At 45.5% G+C, this 18,381-nt stretch carries 15 protein-coding genes; 1 reads left to right on the top strand and 14 read right to left on the bottom strand.

Going from position 1 to position 18,381, the window contains the following annotated elements:
* Nucleotides 1-48: 48 nt before the first annotated feature.
* From aguA to arcC, 4 genes are read right to left on the bottom strand one after another with little or no spacing between them, the layout of a single operon-like run.
* Nucleotides 49-1,149: an agmatine deiminase gene (gene aguA / locus H171_RS15740; protein ID WP_100305999.1), complete on the bottom strand. Its 1,101-nt coding sequence runs from the start codon at nt 1,147-1,149 to the stop codon at nt 49-51.
* Nucleotides 1,150-1,168: 19 nt separating this feature from the next.
* Nucleotides 1,169-2,530, bottom strand: coding sequence for an APC family permease (locus tag H171_RS15745; RefSeq protein ID WP_100306000.1), 1,362 nt, complete (start codon nt 2,528-2,530; stop codon nt 1,169-1,171).
* A 10-nt stretch (nt 2,531-2,540) separates the two neighbouring features.
* Nucleotides 2,541-3,569 (bottom strand): putrescine carbamoyltransferase, encoded by a 1,029-nt coding sequence (gene ptcA, locus H171_RS15750; RefSeq protein ID WP_100306001.1) that lies wholly within the window; start codon nt 3,567-3,569, stop codon nt 2,541-2,543.
* A gap of 34 nt (nt 3,570-3,603) precedes the next feature.
* Nucleotides 3,604-4,548, bottom strand: a complete 945-nt coding sequence (gene arcC / locus H171_RS15755) for a carbamate kinase (RefSeq protein WP_100306002.1) — start codon at nt 4,546-4,548, stop codon at nt 3,604-3,606.
* Nucleotides 4,549-4,823: 275 nt separating this feature from the next.
* On the opposite strand from arcC, the gene H171_RS15760 reads away from it, so the two are divergent.
* Nucleotides 4,824-5,840 carry a helix-turn-helix domain-containing protein gene (locus tag H171_RS15760; RefSeq protein WP_100306003.1) on the top strand — a complete coding sequence of 339 codons (1,017 nt, stop codon included), beginning with the start codon at nt 4,824-4,826 and terminating at the stop codon, nt 5,838-5,840.
* Nucleotides 5,841-5,867: 27 nt separating this feature from the next.
* Here the strand turns inward: H171_RS15760 and H171_RS15765 are convergent, their stop codons facing one another.
* The 10 genes from H171_RS15765 to H171_RS24815 all read right to left on the bottom strand — a co-directional run bounded on the left by H171_RS15765 (nt 5,868) and on the right by H171_RS24815 (nt 18,256).
* Entirely contained in the window at nt 5,868-7,106 is a 1,239-nt protein-coding gene (locus H171_RS15765) for a DUF1015 domain-containing protein (protein ID WP_100306004.1), read from the bottom strand.
* 199 nt (nt 7,107-7,305) lie between these two features.
* Nucleotides 7,306-8,469 (bottom strand): phosphoglycerate dehydrogenase, encoded by a 1,164-nt coding sequence (locus tag H171_RS15770; protein ID WP_100307552.1) that lies wholly within the window; start codon nt 8,467-8,469, stop codon nt 7,306-7,308.
* 25 nt (nt 8,470-8,494) lie between these two features.
* On the bottom strand, nt 8,495-9,580 hold the full coding sequence (gene serC, locus H171_RS15775) for a 3-phosphoserine/phosphohydroxythreonine transaminase (protein ID WP_100306005.1): 1,086 nt from the start codon (nt 9,578-9,580) through the stop codon (nt 8,495-8,497).
* Nucleotides 9,581-9,604: 24 nt separating this feature from the next.
* Nucleotides 9,605-11,284, bottom strand: a complete 1,680-nt coding sequence (ilvB, locus tag H171_RS15780) for a biosynthetic-type acetolactate synthase large subunit (RefSeq protein ID WP_100306006.1) — start codon at nt 11,282-11,284, stop codon at nt 9,605-9,607.
* Between the two features lie 16 nt (nt 11,285-11,300).
* Nucleotides 11,301-12,962 (bottom strand): dihydroxy-acid dehydratase, encoded by a 1,662-nt coding sequence (gene ilvD / locus H171_RS15785; RefSeq protein ID WP_100306007.1) that lies wholly within the window; start codon nt 12,960-12,962, stop codon nt 11,301-11,303.
* On the bottom strand, nt 12,952-14,067 hold the full coding sequence (leuB, locus tag H171_RS15790; protein ID WP_100306008.1) for a 3-isopropylmalate dehydrogenase: 1,116 nt from the start codon (nt 14,065-14,067) through the stop codon (nt 12,952-12,954). Before leuB ends, ilvD begins: the two co-directional genes overlap by 11 nt.
* A 167-nt stretch (nt 14,068-14,234) precedes the next feature.
* Nucleotides 14,235-15,134, bottom strand: a complete 900-nt coding sequence (locus H171_RS15795; RefSeq protein ID WP_100306009.1) for a hypothetical protein — start codon at nt 15,132-15,134, stop codon at nt 14,235-14,237.
* Nucleotides 15,131-16,615 carry a class I adenylate-forming enzyme family protein gene (locus tag H171_RS15800; RefSeq protein ID WP_100306010.1) on the bottom strand — a complete coding sequence of 495 codons (1,485 nt, stop codon included), beginning with the start codon at nt 16,613-16,615 and terminating at the stop codon, nt 15,131-15,133. Before H171_RS15800 ends, H171_RS15795 begins: the two co-directional genes overlap by 4 nt.
* Nucleotides 16,612-16,851 carry an acyl carrier protein gene (locus tag H171_RS15805; RefSeq protein WP_100306011.1) on the bottom strand — a complete coding sequence of 80 codons (240 nt, stop codon included), beginning with the start codon at nt 16,849-16,851 and terminating at the stop codon, nt 16,612-16,614. Before H171_RS15805 ends, H171_RS15800 begins: the two co-directional genes overlap by 4 nt.
* A gap of 97 nt (nt 16,852-16,948) precedes the next feature.
* Nucleotides 16,949-18,256 carry a collagen-like domain-containing protein gene (locus H171_RS24815; protein WP_100306012.1) on the bottom strand — a complete coding sequence of 436 codons (1,308 nt, stop codon included), beginning with the start codon at nt 18,254-18,256 and terminating at the stop codon, nt 16,949-16,951.
* Between the last annotated feature and the right edge of the window lie 125 nt (nt 18,257-18,381).

Consider the following 18,381-nt stretch of genomic DNA (forward strand, 5'->3'; position numbering starts at 1 on the left):
ACAGCCCCTGTATCTGCATACATTCGAGGAGTCAGATGTGATAACGCTTTATTTTACTTTTGGCTGCTGCTGAGTAATGCAGTGGATATTTCCGCCACCAAATGCAACCTCTTCGGTACGTACCCCGACCACTTTGCGGTCCGGATACATTTCCTGGATCTGCTGTAAGGCCAATGCATCGTTTTCATCGCCATACTGGGGAACAATCACTCCCCCGTTCACGACCAGGAAATTCATATAGGAAGCGATGGAAATCTCGCCATCCTCTCTTGGAAGGGTACCCTCTACCATATCAATTGCGTCTGCACCACGAAGCAGAACAGGGTTCTTGGTCAGGCAAAGCTTATGTACCTTTAATTTACGGCCCTTTGCGTCTACGGCTTCGTTTAATGTTTTATAAGCTTCCTGCGCTTCTCTATAGAAAGGATTCTCTTCATCTTCCGTCCAGATGCAGGCAACTTCCCCTGGTCTTACATACTGGACAACATCGTCAACATGTCCATTGGTTTCGTTTGGATCGATGCCATCCTTAATCCAGATAACCTTCTGGCAGTTTAAGTATTGATCCAGCATATCTTCAATTTCTTCTTTTGTCATATGAGGATTTCTTCCCTCACTTAGCAGGCACATTTCTGTGGTAACGATGGTTCCCTCTCCATCTACATGGAAGGAACCGCCTTCCAGAACGAAACCTTCGGTACGATAGGAATCGATTCCTTCAATTTCACATACCTTTTGTGCCACAAGATCATCCTGATCCCATGGGAAGTAAAGTCCGTCTACCAGGCCGCCCCATGCATTAAAGGTCCAGTCACAGCCCCTGATGCCGCCTTTATCATTGATGACAAAGGTCGGTCCGCAGTCACGGATCCAGGAATCATTGCTAGTCATCTCAACCACCTTAATTTCAGATGGAAGATGGGCACGGCAGTTCTGAAATTGTGCCGGAGATACACAAACGGTAACCGGCTCAAACGGAAGGATCGCTTTCGCTACCTCAGTAAATACAATCTGTGCCGGCTTTGCGCCGTTTCTCCAGTTATCCGGCCTTTCCGGCCATAACATCCAGATCTGTTCCTGCTCTTCAAACTCTGCAGGCATACGGTATCCATCCTGCTTTGGTGTTGTGTTCTCAATTCTCTTTGCCATAATCTATCCCTTCTCTTTCTTATTTATCTCTTTTTCTGTTTACAATCAGCTCACCAAGTATGAGGAACAGCACTGCCCCGATGGTGATCGGCAGGACTCCCTCCAGAGTTTCCGCATCAAAGCTTAAAGGAACTGCGGTGAAGATCAGTGCAACGATGATCAGCGTCATTGGAACGAATGCTAAAACTCTTAAGAAACCATTGCTTCCCGGAACCCTAAAGGGCCGTTCTGTGTCCGGGTCTATCTTCCTGAGCTTTAAGAAGGCCGGAAATACAGGAATATAGGAAAGCAAAAACATAACCAGATTCAGTGCAAAGAAGCACCAGAACAGATCCTGATTGGGTATAAGGGGCGCGATGATTAAAACCGTGCTGGCTACCAGTCCATTCATAATGGCGGCACCAATGGGCATATCATTCTTTTTGCTTCTTATCTTAAATACCGCCGGCATATCCCCGTTCTCTGCCGAATAAGCCGCTACATTGTTTACTCCCAGTGACCAGGAAACCATATTTCCAAAAAGTGTGAGCAGGAAGCCAATGGCAACCACTGTTACAATGAATCCTCTGGTGCTTCCGGTCAAAAGCTGGACACTTGCAACCAAGCCGGTACTGGTACTGATCTGATCGGCCGGAATCGCAACACCGATTCCAAATGCCATAAAGATATAGATCGCTGCAATGACAAATCCGCCTGCAATAATCGCCTGAGGAATCTGCTTCCTCGGATTCTCCATGTCACCCGCAAAGGTACAAACAACTTCAAAACCCAGGCAGTTAAATAAAATAACTGATATGTAGGATAAGCTGTTTAGATTAAAGCTAGGAATCAGAGATGCTAAGGTGTATTCATTGGCAACTCCATGGGTCATTGCACCGTAGATGCCTAGACAGCCCAGGATTACTGCTATGAGGATTTTAATTACAGCCGCACCGTTTAAGATCCAGGCGCTGTCACAAACGGAAAAAAAGCTGATAAAAACAATGATCCATACAAACGTAAGCTCTATGATCAAGGACGGAAAAAATCCCAGTTGTCCTCCGGTCAAAAGATTAATGACCTCGGGGAACATAAGCGCCAAAGAAGCCATCCAAAGCGGAAAGTTGATCCAGTAATACCAGGACACCCTTCCTCCCCATTTTTTACCAAAGGCTTTTGACACCCAGTCATATAATCCACCGTCACCCTCATAGGTTGTCCCCAGTTCTGAGGAGATCAAGCCATATGGTAGCAAAAATGCTATTAAGAGGAAAATCCACCAGAAATACTGGGAATTACCAATCGCTGCCACCGGACTTGCTGCTTCTGCCACAAATACAACGCATATAACCGTCATTATGGCATCTATTAACCGAAACTTCTTCTTTGGCGCGTCTGACATAATTCTCCTCCTATCTGATATTTCTATCATCCATGAATTTCTCTAATTGTTCCTTTGCTGCAGCGATCTGAAGCTCGCTTGGTGCCTGATCTCTCTGATACTGTGTAAAGTAAACAAGCAGGCCTCTCATTGCTGTCAGGCGGTTCCCTGCCTCTAAGAATGCAATGGAGCTGTCGCTGTCAAGTACTTCATCGGTCACGTCTTCTCCTCTTGTCGCGGGCAGACAGTGCATGAATTTACATCCGATATTTCCAAGAGACATTAAATCCCTGTTTACCTGATAATCCTTAAATGTAGCAACACGCTCTTCCTTGGGAGTCTCGTTTTCATACAGTCCATACCAAACGTCTGTATAAATGAAATCTGCTCCCTTTACGCTGTCACGGTTGTCGGTTACTTCCCATGTACCGCCGGAGGTCCTGCAGTTTTCTTCCATGATATTTTTGTGCTCTTCTAAAAGCTGATTGTTCCTTGGTCCGTAATGAACGAAATGCATACCAAGCTTTGTGGTGATAAATCCGAGAGAAGCACATACCTGTGTTCCGTCACCTACGAAAACAACCTTGCAGTCTTCCAGTTTTTTGCCCCTTGGAAGATGCTCTACGATTGTACAAAGGTCACCGATTTCCTGGGTTGGATGATTGTAATCACTCATACCGTTTAATACCGGGATTGTGCATGCTTTGGCCAACTCCACCACTGTGTTGTGTTCAACCACTCTGGCCATTACCACGTCGATCAGCTGGGAAAGCACTCTTCCTGTATCGCCGATGGTCTCATGGCCTCCAAGCTGGATCATGCCGGGTCCTAAGTACTGGGCATGTCCGCCGAGCTGTTCCATGGCAGTTTCAAAGGATACGCGGGTTCTTGTTGAAGACTGCTGGAAAATCATTCCCAGTGTTTTCCCTTTTAACAGAGGAGGATTATAACCTGCCTTGATGCTTCTTTTAATTGCCAGGGACAGTTCGATGATGTCTAACAACTGCACCTTAGTAAAATCGTTAGTGTCAATAAAATGTGTAATTCCGTTTGCTTTCATGGCAAAGTCTCCTTATATAAATTTTTATTGTTAATTAGTTAAATGTAAATATGGTGCCTGTCTTTCCGTCCAATGCTTCAACCGCATTGTCAAGAGAAGTGATGATCGCCCGTTTTGACGGATTGGATCTTACAAACTTCATGGCTGCCTGAACCTTAGGAAGCATGCTTCCCGGAGCAAATTGCCCTTCCTCACAATACTGGTTTGCTTCCATCAGGCTAAGATGGTCCAGATTCCTCTGATCCGGTTTCTTGTAATTGACTGCCACCTTTTCTACTTCCGTTAAGATCACCAGAATGTCTGCTTCCACCTGTTCTGCCAGGAGTTCTGCTGCAAAATCCTTATCAATCACTGCTGCTGTTCCATGGAGAGCACCGGTCGGATCTTCAATGACCGGAATTCCGCCTCCTCCGCAGGTAATGACAATTGCCTTTGGCCATAACTCTTTTACCGCCTCAATCTCCACAATCTTCTTAGGAATCGGAGATGCAACCACTCTGCGGTATCCCCGGCCGGCATCTTCTTTCATGACGTATCCCTTTTCCTCTTCCAGAGCGCTGGCCTCTTCTTTTGTATAGAAAGGTCCGATAGGTTTGGTCGGATTGTGAAAAGCCGGATCATGTTCGTCAACAATCATCTGGGTAGCGATGGTGACAACAGGAAAGTTCTGATTCCTCTTATTGAGCGCATATTTCAGACCCTGCTGCAAATGATATCCGATATAACCCTGGGACATTGCCCCGCACACGTCAAATGGCATGGGCGGTGTTACTTCTTTTGCAGTTTCAGAGGCCAGCAAAATTCTCCCTACCTGAGGTCCGTTCCCATGTACAATAGCCATCTCATAGCCACGCTCATTTAGTTCTGCTATATACTCGCAAGTCTTATGTACGACTTCAAGCTGTGCCTTGGCAGTTGCTTCTCCTTTTCCTGACTGCAGTGCATTTCCGCCTAAAGCAAGGACTATTTTCTCTGCCATCAGTAAAACCTCCTTTTGTGATTTTTGATTTGCTGTGATTTGCTTTTGCCGCGTCGTCACAAGATGAAAATAGCAGTTCTAACACCGGTTGAGAATGCAACCATAAGATAGATATTTATAACACTTTTAACTTTAATCCACATAAACTTCCCTAAACTTTTGTGCAACATGCACTAATAAATGGGCTTTTCGAGAAAATTAGGAGTTGAAAAAACTTTTTTATTTGCTATACTGATGATGGACAACTTGAGGATGAGCAAACGTCAGGAGGAATTATGGGAAAAGGTATCGTATTCATTTACAATCTGGTTTTGATCATGGTCTACTCCGGAGTCTTTTGGATGTCTTTTTCGCTCTTTTTTAATGGAAAAGAAAAGATCCTGTTATGGATAGGGATTATATTCGGAGCAGTTTTAACGGATGATATTGTGATTTTTGCATCAGAAATGTTTGAGAATTTTGCAGAATCTTATAATAGAGTTTTTATGATCGTTCCAACCCATAAGACCATGATCTACCTGATCCTGTCACTGGGATATTTAACTATCTTCAAACGGCTGTTAAACAGAACGATAACCTTCCGTGATTATGGAATTTTAGCAGTATACGTGACCTTCATGCTGTTTGTGCCGGTCATGGACAACAATGCCTGGAAAATATGGCTCTATTTCCTCCCAAGCCAGCTTTACAATGCTTATATAGGAGCAGAATGTTTAAGGATAATAAAAAAGAATCCTGAGGAATATCAGGATCCTTTCTTTAAATGGTGTAAAAGACTTTTTTATATTACTGTTCTCATGAATATCCTCATCATTGCAGAAGATACCATTGTAATCTTTAATTTTGATACTTATTCAAAATATTATATTAATATGAATAACAGGAGTTTAACCTCTGATATTCTATATCTTATTTATGCCTTATTTTCTACCGGATATCTTATGTACTACTTAAAGATATTATTGAAGAATAATACCATTGTTTCGGAAGTAACCAGCCATACCCGGGGGAACCTGCCCTCTGATATAGAAGAAAGCGTTCTGTACCGTTTCAGCGAAGCAAACCATCTTACTGCAAGGGAGAGGGAAATACTGAGAGTGCTTCTTATGGATAAAACCAATCAGGAAATAAGCGAGGATTTATACATCTCCCTGGGAACAGCGAAAACCCATGTTCATAATATCTTTCAAAAAATCGGAGTTGTAAAACGCCCTCAGCTTCTTGAGGTTTATGCCGCCTACCGGGATGAACAGCTAAATAAAGAACCAGAAAAAGAAACGCCGTCCCCATAAGCTTTATCCAGCCGGGGACGGCGTGTTTTATTTTAGAAGGTGGATAAATAATCCGCTGCGAAGCTTTGGCTCGAACCATGTGGATTTGGGAGGCATCAAAAGTCCTGCATCCGCCACGGCAAACAGTTCCTGAATGGATGTGGGGTACATGGAAAATGCCACTGCCATATCCTGGCTGCACCGTTTCTCCAGTTCTTTAAGTCCCCGGATCCCTCCAATAAAATCAATTCTTTTATCCGTTCTGGGATCTCCGATTCCCAAAACAGGACCGAGCAGGTTATCCTGGAGGATGGACACATCAAGTCCTCTTACCGGATCTGTGGATTTTAAGGAATTGAAAGCTTTCAAGCAGTACCATTTCCGGTTTAAGTACATACCAAAGGTGCCTTTGTCCAAAGGTGCAAAGGCCTCGGTCCCCATACAGAATACTTCAAAGGACTGCTCTGTCTTTTGAAGAAACTCCTCCTCTGAAAGGCCATTTAAATCCTTTACCACCCGGTTATATGGCATGATCATCAGCTGGTCATGGGGAAACAGCACGGAAAGAAAATAGTTAAAAGGTTCTCCTCCTGTATACCCCGGATTTTCCGCACGCCTCTTAAGTCCTACCTTTACAGCGGAAGCAGCCCTGTGATGTCCATCTGCGATATAAGTAGCGGGGATCGTTTGGAAAGCCTTTTCGATCAGTGTGATGCTGTCCTTGTCATGGATCTGCCATACCCTGTGGCTGATTCCGTCTTCTGCCGCAAAATCATACAAAGGCTCAGTATCTGTTTTTAAATTCACAATTTCGTTGACCGTTTCATTGGAACGGTAAGCCAGAAAAATGGGGCCGGTCTGTGCATCGGTAGTATCCACATGGCGGATCCGGTCTACTTCCTTTTCTTCTCTGGTATTTTCGTGTTTTTTTATGACTCCATTCACATAATCATCAATGGAAGAACAGGCCACGATTCCAGTCTGACGCCTTCCGTCCATCGTCAGCTCATAGATATAATAGGCTTCCAGACAATCTTTCTTAAAAGTCCCGTCCTCTATCCAGCTTTTCAGCATTTCTCCGGCTTTTTCATAAACACGGACATCATAGGTATCCACGTCATCAGAAAACTGGGTCTCCGGCCTGTCAATGTTTAAAAATGACCTTGGGTTGGCTGCCGTTACCTGGCAGGCCTCCTTACGGCTGTATACGTCATAGGGAAGGGCTGCCACCTGCCCGGCATACCGTTCATCAGGTCTAATGCATTGAAATGGTTTTACAATTGCCATAGTGTCTCCTTTATTTGCTTACAGTTCTTTCATGCAGAAACATGTATGTAATGTGTGCGTGTGGGCTTGCTCACTAAGCACAAATCACATACATGTTTCTATAGGGCGGACGTCCGGCATGAATCATTTAGCGGCCTATATCTTTCCCCTTCGGAAATAACTTCTATATGCTAAATGAAGATGGCATGGTTAAACTCTATTATTTAACTACCCTCACCCGAAGTACGCCCTTTATTTCACTTAGCTTACGTATGCTCTCCCCATCCGGAACGCTTTCCAAATCAAGCAGGGTATACGCGTACTTTTCACGGCTTTTGTTGGTCATATCGGAGATGTTCATATCTCCTGCTGCCAGTGTTCCTGTAATCTGTCCGATCATATTAGGGATATTTAAGTGAAGCACTGCGATGCGGCTTGCTGCCTTGCATACTCCCATATCACAGACAGGAAAGTTTACGGAATTGCGGATATTCCCGTTATCGATGTAATCCATGATCTCCTCTACTGCCATTTTGGCGCAGTTATCCTCGGATTCCTCGGTAGAAGCGCCTAAGTGAGGGATAACGATGGCTCCTTCCATATGAACAGACTTTGGATTGGGGAAATCCGTCACATATCTTTTCACCTTGCCGGTTTTTAAGGCCTCAGCCATATCATCCTCATTCACCAGGACGTCTCTTGAAAAGTTCAGAACCACAGCGCCATCCTTCATTCGATCAAGAGCAGCCTTATTCACCATTCCTTTTGTGGAATCAATTAACGGCAGGTGAAGGGTTATGTAATCGCATTCCTGGTAAATGGTATCTACGGATGTGATGTGCTTGATATTCCTTGAAAGCTTCCATGCCGCATTTATAGAAATGTAGGGATCATACCCATAAACCTCCATTCCTAAGGAAGTGCAGGCATTGGCTACTTCTGCACCAATGGCTCCAAGTCCGATAACGCCCAGCTTCTTTCCCTTAATTTCGTATCCTGCAAAGGCCTTTTTAGCTACTTCCGCAGATTTTGCAATATTCTCGTCGTCCTTATTATCTTTACACCAGCGGATGCCTCCTTCAATATCTCTGGAAGCCATCATAAGGCCTGCAATAACCAGCTCCTTAACTCCGTTGGCATTGGCTCCTGGTGTATTAAACACCACGATCCCCTTTGCGGCACACTCATCCAGGGGGATGTTATTGACTCCTGCCCCGGCTCTTGCGATGGCTAAAAGACCCTCAGGGAATTCAAGCTCATGCATGGAAGCGCTTCGGACAAGAACACCATCCGCTTCTTTTATGTCATCTGTTAAGGTATAATCTTCTGTCAGCAATGCGGTTCCGCAGCTGGAAACCGCATTGAGGCAATGAATTTTTCTCATCATGTCTCCTCTCTTAACTGTATGGTCATTTCCCATGCTTTGCTTCAAATTCCTTCATAAAGGCAACCAGCTTCTCCACACCTTCTATAGGCATGGCGTTATAAATACTGGCCCGCATACCGCCTACGCTCCGGTGGCCTTTTAAGTTTTCAAAACCTGCTGCCTTTGATTCCTTTACAAACAGTGCATCCAATTCCTCGCTTCCGGTCACAAAGGGCACATTCATCAGAGAACGGTCTTCCTTTACTACAGTACCGGTAAACATCTGGCTCTGGTCCAGATAATCATATAGAATGGCTGCCTTCTTTTCATTGAGCTCTTTCATGGCTTCCAGACCGCCCCGGTTTTTTAACCACTTAAACACCTTTCCGCAGATATAGATTCCATAGGCCGGTGGTGTGTTATAAAGAGATTTCTCATCGGCATGAGTCTTATATCGGAGCATGGTAGGTGTTCCAGGAAGCACAGCCTCTGTGATCAAGTCTTCCCGGATGATGGCGATGACCACGCCTGCAGGCCCTACGTTCTTCTGGGCGCCTGCAAAAATCAGACCGTATTTTGAAACGTCAATAGGTTCCGATAAGAAACAGGAGGAGAGATCGGCAACAAGTGTTTTTCCTTTTGTATTTGGCAATGTTTTATACTTAGTCCCGTAAATTGTGTTATTTTCACAGATATAAACGTAATCCGCATCATCAGAAATCGGCAGATCCGAAACATCCGGGATATAATTGAAGGTCTTGTCGGCGCTTGACGCAACTGCATTGGCCGTACCGTAAAGCTTTGCTTCCTGGTATGCCTTCTTCGCCCACTGTCCCGTAATGATATAATCCCCTACGCGATTCTTGAATAAGTTCATGGGAACCATAGCAAACTGCTGGGAGGCTCCGCCCTGTAAAAATAATACCTTATAATTGTCCGGAATCTTCAATAAATCCCGCAAATCGGCTTCTGCATCACCAATAATGGATTCGAACATCTTGGACCTGTGGCTCATCTCCATGACTGACATTCCACAACCTCTGTAATCCATCATCTCTTCTGCGGCTTCTCTCAGGACTTCTTCCGGCAGCACAGCAGGCCCTGCGGAAAAATTGTACACTCTGCTCATAATCTTCCTCCTCATACTTTTGTCTTAAATCTTTAAGTCTTCTGCGTCAAACGCATCCTGGATGGGCGCTCCCGGTGATACCATTGGGAATACCTTGTCATCACAATGAATCTGACAATCTATAACAACAGGAACGTTTAACTCTATAGCTTCTCTGAGGACAGGCTCAAAATCGTCCTTACTGGTCACACGGTAAGCCTTAGCTCCCAGCCCTTCCGCCACCTTTACAAAATCCACCTGATCATTAAGAACTGTATGTGAATACCTCTTACCATAGAACAGGGTCTGCCACTGACGGACCATGCCTAATACGTGGTTGTTTAAAACCACCTGAATGATGGGAATATTGTAGCGGGTAGCCGTGGCGATCTCATTCATATTCATACGGAAACATCCATCTCCTGCCACGTTAATGACTACCTTATCCTTGCAGCCCAGCTTTGCACCCAGGGAGGCCCCCAGGCCATAGCCCATGGTTCCAAGACCACCGGAGGAGAGGAAGCTTCTGGGATATTTATACTGGTAGAACTGGGCAGCCCACATCTGATGCTGGCCCACCTCTGTTGTAATGATGGCGTCTCCCTGTGTGATCTCATAAATCTTTTCAATGATATAGGGACCGGTCAGCGCGCTCTTATCGAAGCGCATGGGATACATATCCTTCAGCCGGTCAATGTGGCCCAGCCACTCTTCATGATTGATGGGATCTAAACGGGCATTCAGTTTTTTTAAGATTACTTTTACATCACCGACGACGCTGGCATATGTCTTAACGTTCTTATTGATCTCCGCCGGGTCTACATCAAACTGAAGGATCTTTGCCCTCTTGGCAAACTTAGCGGCATTGCCGGTCACCCGGTCACTGAACCGGGCACCTACTACAATCAATAAGTCACATTCTGTTATTCCAAAATTAGAGGTCTTGGTTCCGTGCATTCCGACCATTCCGGTATACAATTCATCGGTTCCGTCGAAAGCTCCTTTTCCCATAAGACTGTCTGCCACCGGGGCCTGAATCTTGTGGGCAAAGGAAGAAAGCTCCTCCGAGGCATTGGAAGCAACCGCGCCTCCTCCTACGAAGATATACGGTTTCTGGGATTTCCGGATCAGCTGCAGTGCTGTCTCTAAATCTTCCTCAGTTATGGTATCTTCCTGCCTTTTAACCGGCTCCGGCATCTGGGATTCATAATCAAAGGTGCCGGCGGTAACATCCTTTGTGATATCAACCAGCACAGGTCCCGGCCTTCCGGTCTGTGCGATCTGGAAAGCCCGGCGGATGGTGTCAGCCAGTTTTGTTATATCTTTAACGATAAAGTTGTATTTTGTGATAGGCATCGTCACACCGGTGATATCTATCTCCTGGAAGCTATCTCTTCCCAGAAGGTTTACTGCCACGTTGCATGTAATAGCAACCATTGGGATGGAATCCATAAATGCGGTGGCAATTCCGGTTACCAGGTTAGTGGCTCCAGGCCCTGAGGTGGCCAGACAAACTCCCACCTTACCGGTAGCTCTTGCATATCCGTCTGCCGCATGGGCCGCGCCCTGTTCATGGGAAGTCAGGATATGGGTGATCTCATCTTGATGTTTATAAAGGGCATCGTATATATTTAAGATCGTACCGCCCGGATATCCAAAAACAGTATCCACTCCCTGCTCTTTCAGGCATTCGATCACAATCTCTGCTCCTGTCAATGTCTTCATAGGCTGCTCCTTTTTTTTATATTTCGAGAATCGCTCCCCGACTTGCCGGGGCTGCCATTGCCGCATAGCGTGCCAGATATCCAGTGGTCACCTGAGGTTTCCTTGGCTGCCAGTTGGCCTTTCTTCTGGTCATTTCTTCATCAGATACCTTCACGTCTAACCGATGGTTATCAATATCAATGAAAATGATGTCTCCCTCTTCAACCAGGGCAATGGGACCTCCCACCGCTGCCTCCGGACATGCATGCCCGATGGAGGCACCTCTGGAAGCACCGCTGAAACGTCCGTCGGTAATAAGGGCCACTGTGGAACCTAACCCCATGCCTGCAATGGCTGAGGTGGGATTTAACATCTCCCTCATACCCGGACCTCCCTTGGGGCCTTCATATCGGATAACAACTACATCTCCTGCCACAATCTTACCGCCCTTGATGGCTGCTATGGCATCCTCCTCACAATCAAACACTCTTGCCGGGCCTTCATGCTTTAACATCTCAGGCGCTACGGCGGAGCGCTTAACCACTGCGGAATCAGGGGCCAGGTTTCCCTTTAAGATGGCGATTCCGCCAGTCTGGCTGTAGGGATCTTCCACCGGCCGGATCACTTCAGGATTCTTATTTATACAACTCCTAATATTCTCTCCAACCGTTTTACCTGTTACTGTCATACAGTCTAATTCCAGAAGCCCCAGCTTGCTGACCTCGTTCATAACAGCATATATGCCGCCTGCTTCATTTAAATCTTCCATATAAGTTGGTCCTGCCGGAGCCAGATGGCACAGGTTAGGAGTCTTTGCACTGATCTTATTTGCAATTTCCAGATTTAAATCCACTCCTGCCTCATGGGCAATGGCAGGAAGATGAAGCATGCTGTTGGTACTGCAACCCAGAGCCATATCCATAGTCAGGGCATTGCAAAAGGCTTTTTCTGTCATGATGTCACGTGGACAGATATTCTTCTTAAGCATCTCCATAACTGCCATTCCTGCATGCTTTGCCAGCTTAAGACGTTCCGAATAAACCGCCGGAATGGTTCCGTTTCCTTTCAGTCCCATTCCCAAAACCTCGGTCAGGCAGTTCATGCTGTTGGCCGTATACATGCCGGAACAGGAGCCGCAGGTAGGGCACGCCTTTTGCTCGTATTCCCTTACATCCTCTTCTGTCATGTTTCCTGCGGTATAAGCTCCTACCGCCTCAAACATGCTGGAAAGGCTGGTTTTATGGCCGTGCACACGCCCTGCTAACATTGGTCCGCCACTGACGAACACTGTGGGTATGTTAATGCGGGCTGCTGCCATTAAGAGTCCAGGAACATTCTTATCACAGTTGGGTACCATGACCAGAGCGTCAAAGGCATGGGCTCTGGCAAGGCATTCTGTGGAATCAGCAACCAGGTCCCTGGTGACCAGGGAGTATTTCATTCCAATGTGTCCCATGGCGATTCCATCACATACCGCTATGGCCGGAACCATCACAGGTGTACCGCCGGCCATGGCGACTCCCATTTTAACGGCATCCACTATTTTGTCCAGGTTCATATGGCCTGGTACGATTTCATTATAAGAACTGACAATACCGATCAGAGGTCTTTCCATCTCTTCCTCTGTCATTCCCAGTGCGTGAAACAGGGAACGGTGAGGCGCCTGCTGCATCCCTTTTTTTACTGAATCACTTTTCATGTGCTGCACACTCCTTTTCTTTTCCAATCTGTTCCGCAATTAAATCTCCCATCTCTGCGGTTGAGACCTTTTTACACGTTTCTGAATATATATCTGCCGTCCGGTATCCTTCCTTAAGCACTTGCTCCACGGCTGCCTCCACAGCTGCCGCTTCTGTATCCAGATCAAAGGAATAGCGAAGCATCATAGCGGCGGAAAGAACGGTTGCAATGGGATTTGCAATATTTTTACCCGCAATATCCGGGGCAGAGCCATGACTTGGTTCATACATTCCAAATTTGCTTTCATTCATGCTTGCCGAGGAAAGCATTCCAATGGAGCCTGTGATCATGCTGGCTTCATCGGATAAGATATCACCGAACATATTCTCAGTCAGGATCACATCAAACTGTCCCGGATTCATGACAAGCTGCATCGCACAGTTATCCACCAGCATATGGGATAAGGTCACTTCCGGATAATCCTTTGCCACCTCTTCCACCACGCTTCTCCATAGTCTGGAGGAATCCAGCACATTTGCCTTATCAACGCTTGTTACTTTTTTCCGGCGTTTCATGGCAATATCAAATGCCTTAACGGCAATTCTTCTTATTTCATTTTCATTATAGGTAAGGGTATCCACGGCAGTCAATACGCCATCCAGCTCTTTGGTATACCGCTCTCCGAAATACAGGCCCCCTGTCAGTTCTCTCATGATGACCATGTCAAACCCTTCTCCAATAATCTCATTCTTTAAAGGACAGGCATCCGATAGCTCTTTATACAGATAGGCTGGGCGGATATTGGCAAATAAATTAAGACCCTTACGGATGGCAAGTAGCCCCGCTTCAGGTCTCAGATTCGGTGCCACATCGTACCATCTTGAATTTCCTACATTTCCGCCAACTGCCCCAAGGAGAACGGAATCACTGTTTTTCGCTGTTTCAAGGGCTTCATCTGTTAAGGGAACTCCATATGTATCAATGGAAATGCCGCCCATCAATACTTCTGTATACTGGAACTCATGACCATATACACTTCCCACTTTATCAAGTACCTTTCTCGCTTCGCCAATGATTTCAGGCCCGATCCCGTCGCCGGGAATCACTGCAATGTTGTAATTCATCTCTTCCACTCCCTCTATGACACTGTACTATGCTAATATATTTCTTCTCATAATAGAACATTTATCGGGATTTTTCAACTAAAATAAAATAATTTTCGAGAAAAGAATATATGAGATTGGAATTGATACTATAAATTTAAGTTATAAGATAAAAAAATGGGAACCGGTCATCCGGTTCCCATTGGCTGTTTTTCTTCCTGAATCTCTTCTGGGCTCAATGCCTCAATTTTCCAGGCAATGTCCTTTTCTTCCTGGATCAGCTCCTGGAAATGCCCGCATACTTCCTGGATAATTTCCCGGTTGTTCTGCCTGAATGAAGCCTTATATAACCCATGCTTCACTGCCGTCCACTTTAAGAAGTATTCCTTATGGAAATACCTGTCATATGTTTCTTTAAACGATGGCATGTTTTGAAGATAATTAAGATAGAGATATCGGTTGTTAATCAAAGCATCTATGTACTTTGCAAGCAGTTCCCCATTCTTCTGTTTTCCATAAGCGCATTCTCTGATTTGTTCAAGGAGATTTTCCTGTGTTTTCTGATGAGTGTACAAAATTTCCTGTGCCTCCTGCCGGATTCCCTTACAAAACTGTTTTTCTCCAGTCTTTTGAATCTGGCAAATGTCAGAGACGTTGGAAATCAAATCTTCCTCTGTTAATTCCATATATTTTTTATCATACGTAGGGTCAAAACAGGAAAAAAAACCTTTTTCCTCCTTTCGGGCAATAAAATAATGGAAACTGTGTAATGTATGATAATAAGGAACCCATGGAATGAAAAATGCATCCATCTCAACTACATTCCATTGTCCTAAGGTAAGACTGGATATGTTTTTCTCCATTTCCTGTTTGGAACAGCAATTCAAAAATCTCATGCTGACACCCAAGGCTTCCAGATTCCCAGGCATTCTTCTGGATAAATATAAGTGATGGATCTGGTCATAGGTCAGGTCTGTTTCCGACCATAAATCTGCAAGCGCATTCCGGTAATCCACCCCTATGAGAACAGCAGCATTTATCATGCTGCTGGTATAGCAGTTTAAACCCTGAAAATAAATCAGATTCATAGTTGTTCCCCTTTTCTCCTTTCATTTTTTCCAGATGCAGTTTTTCTGATCGCATCGACTATTTGTATTTTCCGGGGCTGTTTAAAACCTGATAAATGCGCTTTGCAGTAAGCCCTGATTTCTTCCTCGATTTTTTCCTGCCTTGCCAGAGGATCGGCCGGAATGATATCTGCGCATACGGTTTCAACTCCTAAAGGATCCGTTTCTCCATAAACAACACAGTCATTTACAAGCAGACTGTTTAAGATACAGGCTTCCACTTCTTCCGGATATACGTTGAATCCTCTGACAATTATTACGTTTTTCTTCCGACCGCAGATATACAAATAGCCATCTTCATCCAGGTAACCAAGATCACCCGTATACAAATAGCCATGTTTCAGTACCTTCTTAGTTTCCTCTTCATTTTTGTAATATCCCGACATCACATTTGGTCCCTTTACAAGAATTTCCCCATTGGTATAAGGAATATCCGTAATCTCCCCGTCAGCTTCTATGGATATTTTAATTCCTTTTATCGCCTTTCCTACGGAATCCAGTTTCTCTAAACTGATTTTCGAGCATTTTGTAATTAACGGGGCTGCTTCTGTCATCCCGTAGCCTTGCCATAGCTGGATTCCCGGATATGCTGTTAAAAGTTTTTTCAATGTGGTACCGGAAACTTTGCTTCCTCCAAATCCAAAATATTTTAATAAATGAATATCATAAGGAACGGGCCTGCCCGCTGTCTGTTCCATCAAAAGGGGAACCATTGCCCCACCCTCATAGTGGGTTACTCTATTCTCCTGAACCGCTTTATAAAAGGAGTCCAAAGTAAAATCTTCCTTAAGAAGAACGATAGGGAACGCTTTCATGAGACATGCACACAGGATCATTATTCCGTAAGCAGAAGAAAACGGAGCTGCAAGGATGTATCTGATTTTCTTCTCATCCATCTCCTCAAAACACATTTTATCGATATAACCCAAAACGGAAGTTTCAACATTCCTTTCTGAAAGAGGTACAATTTTCACCCTGCCTGTAGAACCTGATGTTGTTAGCAGAATTATGGGTTCATCCGGACCCGGGCTATTTCCGGAAAGAACCGGCATGGATTCTCCCAGCAGGCATTCTTCAACGTAAACCACCCGTAAATCAGGTACATCCATGGATTTTATCTCATCAAAAAACGAACGGAATCTTATGGAAGTAATGATTATATCTGTGGAGGTCTGGTCCAGGAGAGGAGTCACTTCATGTTTTGTCAAGCGGGCACTTATAGGAAATGCTGTTTTACCCAACAGGAATATTCCAAAAAGAGCAGCGATATAATCGCTCCCATCCGGTAAAAATATTGCGGCGATTTTCCAATCATTCCTGGGCAGGCAGGCCTGTATTGCCGCGGCTTTTTGAACCAGGTCCTGCAACGTAATACTTGTATCTCCGTCAATAATCGCTTGTTTTTTCAGGTTTGTTTGATACATGAACAAATCTCTGATCATTTTATATTTTTCTCCTTTACTTTCTTCTCAGCCAGTTCAATCAACCGGCCGACTTCCAGACAAGATTCCATTTCCGTAATATCAAAGGTAATGGAATACGTATCTTCTATCTTAAGTAAAAGATGGATGAAAGAAAGGGAGTCAAGCCCCATATCCTTATACAGATTCGTCTTTCTGTCAGAAACCGGAAACTGGGCCGCTTCCTCTATCATATGGATAATTTCGTCATTGATCATAACTGCCGTTTTCCCTCCTTATTCTCTCAGATATTCCTATTTCCGAAGAAAGGCCTGTATCTTGCTGCAAGGCTGGATACAGGCCTGCTTCTATTGCTTAGTCAAGCAAAATTCCACCACTTACTGAGAACCTGACGAATAGTTCCGACGTAACACCTTCTGCTCTGCATCCGACAATAATTCCAACAAGGGAACCCGCCGGGATCAAGGCATTGATGTCTGTCAGGGAACCTCTTTCCAGTGTATATTTGGGAACCTGCCCTCCACCTACCGGCGCTATAAACGGATCAGAATAAGTCAGGGTATCCTGAAGTATGGTAAACACCATCCCGCCTGTCATCTGCCCAGGTGTATCTGAAGTTAAAACTGCAAGGGCAGCAAACGGAAACAGTGTAGATCCCTCCGGTAGGAACAGTGACATTTTGGCACCAAATAATACATAAATATTTTTTACGACTGCATCATAAGGCATAACAAAACAACTACGGTAAAATTGATCATAGTTAGCGAAGTCAAATGTAATCGTTCCAGCTGCCCAGTCACCCTCTTGAAGCTGTGTAGGCCTGCCTGAATTAATTGCATTTGCTTCAAATCCAGCAAAATGAATAATTGACGGATTGCCCAGGTCATCCGTGGAAACCTCGGCATATTCATCGTCAATGGCAAAGGGAATCACTCCCGACATATTGGTGCCCGTTCCTGCAGGTCCGGTAGGTCCAGTTGCCCCGGTGGGCCCAGTCGCACCGGTAAGTCCTATGGGGCCAGTGGATCCGGTCGGGCCAGTAGGTCCAGTGGATCCGGTAAGACCGGTGGGACCAGTAGGGCCGGTTGCTCCGGTGAGTCCGGTGGAACCAGTAGGACCGGTGGGGCCTGTGGGGCCGGTTGCTCCGGTTGGGCCGGTTGCTCCGGTAAGTCCGGTGGGACCAATAGGTCCGGTCGGGCCAGTAGGGCCAGTTGCTCCGGTAAGCCCAATGGGGCCGGTGGATCCGGTCGGGCCGGTTGCTCCGGCAGCTCCGGTCGGGCCAGTAGGGCCGGTTGCTCCGGTAAGCCCTATAGGGCCAGTAGGTCCGGTAGAGCCGGTTGGCCCAGTTGCTCCGGTAGCTCCCGCGGGGCCGGTAGGACCGGTTGCTCCGGCCGGGCCAACAGGACCAGTCGGTCCAGTAGATCCAGTCGGCCCAATAGGTCCCCGTGGTCCCATTGGTCCCATCGGTCCAACAGGTCCTTGTAGTCCCATCGGTCCTTGAGCTCCAGTCGGGCCGGTTGGCCCAGTCGGGCCAGTTGGCCCTGGTATGCCTTGTGGTCCTGTTGGTCCCACGCAGCATCTGCAACATTGCGATCCTGATGAGTTACAGCAGCGATTTTCATCAAGGCAGCAATTTTCATTACAATTTCTACATTTATTCATTATAATCCTCTCCTGTTAGAGCGTAAATTACAGTGTTTACTTGTAAGACTTTTGTACAAAACTGAAGTAATAACATAAAGTGGTTTTCTACCTCTTTATATATTAATATATGTATCTAATCTCTT

Source organism: [Clostridium] celerecrescens 18A (assembly GCF_002797975.1).
In the GTDB taxonomy this organism is placed as follows: domain Bacteria; phylum Bacillota; class Clostridia; order Lachnospirales; family Lachnospiraceae; genus Lacrimispora; species Lacrimispora celerecrescens.

Coding starts and splice junctions, on each gene's coding strand:
- aguA (WP_100305999.1), bottom strand. CDS start 1,149: ATGGCAAAGAGAATTGAGAACACAACACCAAAGCAGGATGGATACCGT.
- H171_RS15805 (WP_100306011.1), bottom strand. CDS start 16,851: ATGATCAATGACGAAATTATCCATATGATAGAGGAAGCGGCCCAGTTT.
- arcC (WP_100306002.1), bottom strand. CDS start 4,548: ATGGCAGAGAAAATAGTCCTTGCTTTAGGCGGAAATGCACTGCAGTCA.
- serC (WP_100306005.1), bottom strand. CDS start 9,580: ATGAGCAGAGTGTACAATTTTTCCGCAGGGCCTGCTGTGCTGCCGGAA.
- H171_RS15765 (WP_100306004.1), bottom strand. CDS start 7,106: ATGGCAATTGTAAAACCATTTCAATGCATTAGACCTGATGAACGGTAT.
- H171_RS15800 (WP_100306010.1), bottom strand. CDS start 16,615: ATGATCAGAGATTTGTTCATGTATCAAACAAACCTGAAAAAACAAGCG.
- H171_RS15745 (WP_100306000.1), bottom strand. CDS start 2,530: ATGTCAGACGCGCCAAAGAAGAAGTTTCGGTTAATAGATGCCATAATG.
- H171_RS15760 (WP_100306003.1), top strand. CDS start 4,824: ATGGGAAAAGGTATCGTATTCATTTACAATCTGGTTTTGATCATGGTC.
- ilvD (WP_100306007.1), bottom strand. CDS start 12,962: ATGAAAAGTGATTCAGTAAAAAAAGGGATGCAGCAGGCGCCTCACCGT.
- H171_RS15795 (WP_100306009.1), bottom strand. CDS start 15,134: ATGAATCTGATTTATTTTCAGGGTTTAAACTGCTATACCAGCAGCATG.
- H171_RS15770 (WP_100307552.1), bottom strand. CDS start 8,469: ATGAGAAAAATTCATTGCCTCAATGCGGTTTCCAGCTGCGGAACCGCA.
- H171_RS24815 (WP_100306012.1), bottom strand. CDS start 18,256: ATGAATAAATGTAGAAATTGTAATGAAAATTGCTGCCTTGATGAAAAT.
- ilvB (WP_100306006.1), bottom strand. CDS start 11,284: ATGAAGACATTGACAGGAGCAGAGATTGTGATCGAATGCCTGAAAGAG.
- ptcA (WP_100306001.1), bottom strand. CDS start 3,569: ATGAAAGCAAACGGAATTACACATTTTATTGACACTAACGATTTTACT.
- leuB (WP_100306008.1), bottom strand. CDS start 14,067: ATGAATTACAACATTGCAGTGATTCCCGGCGACGGGATCGGGCCTGAA.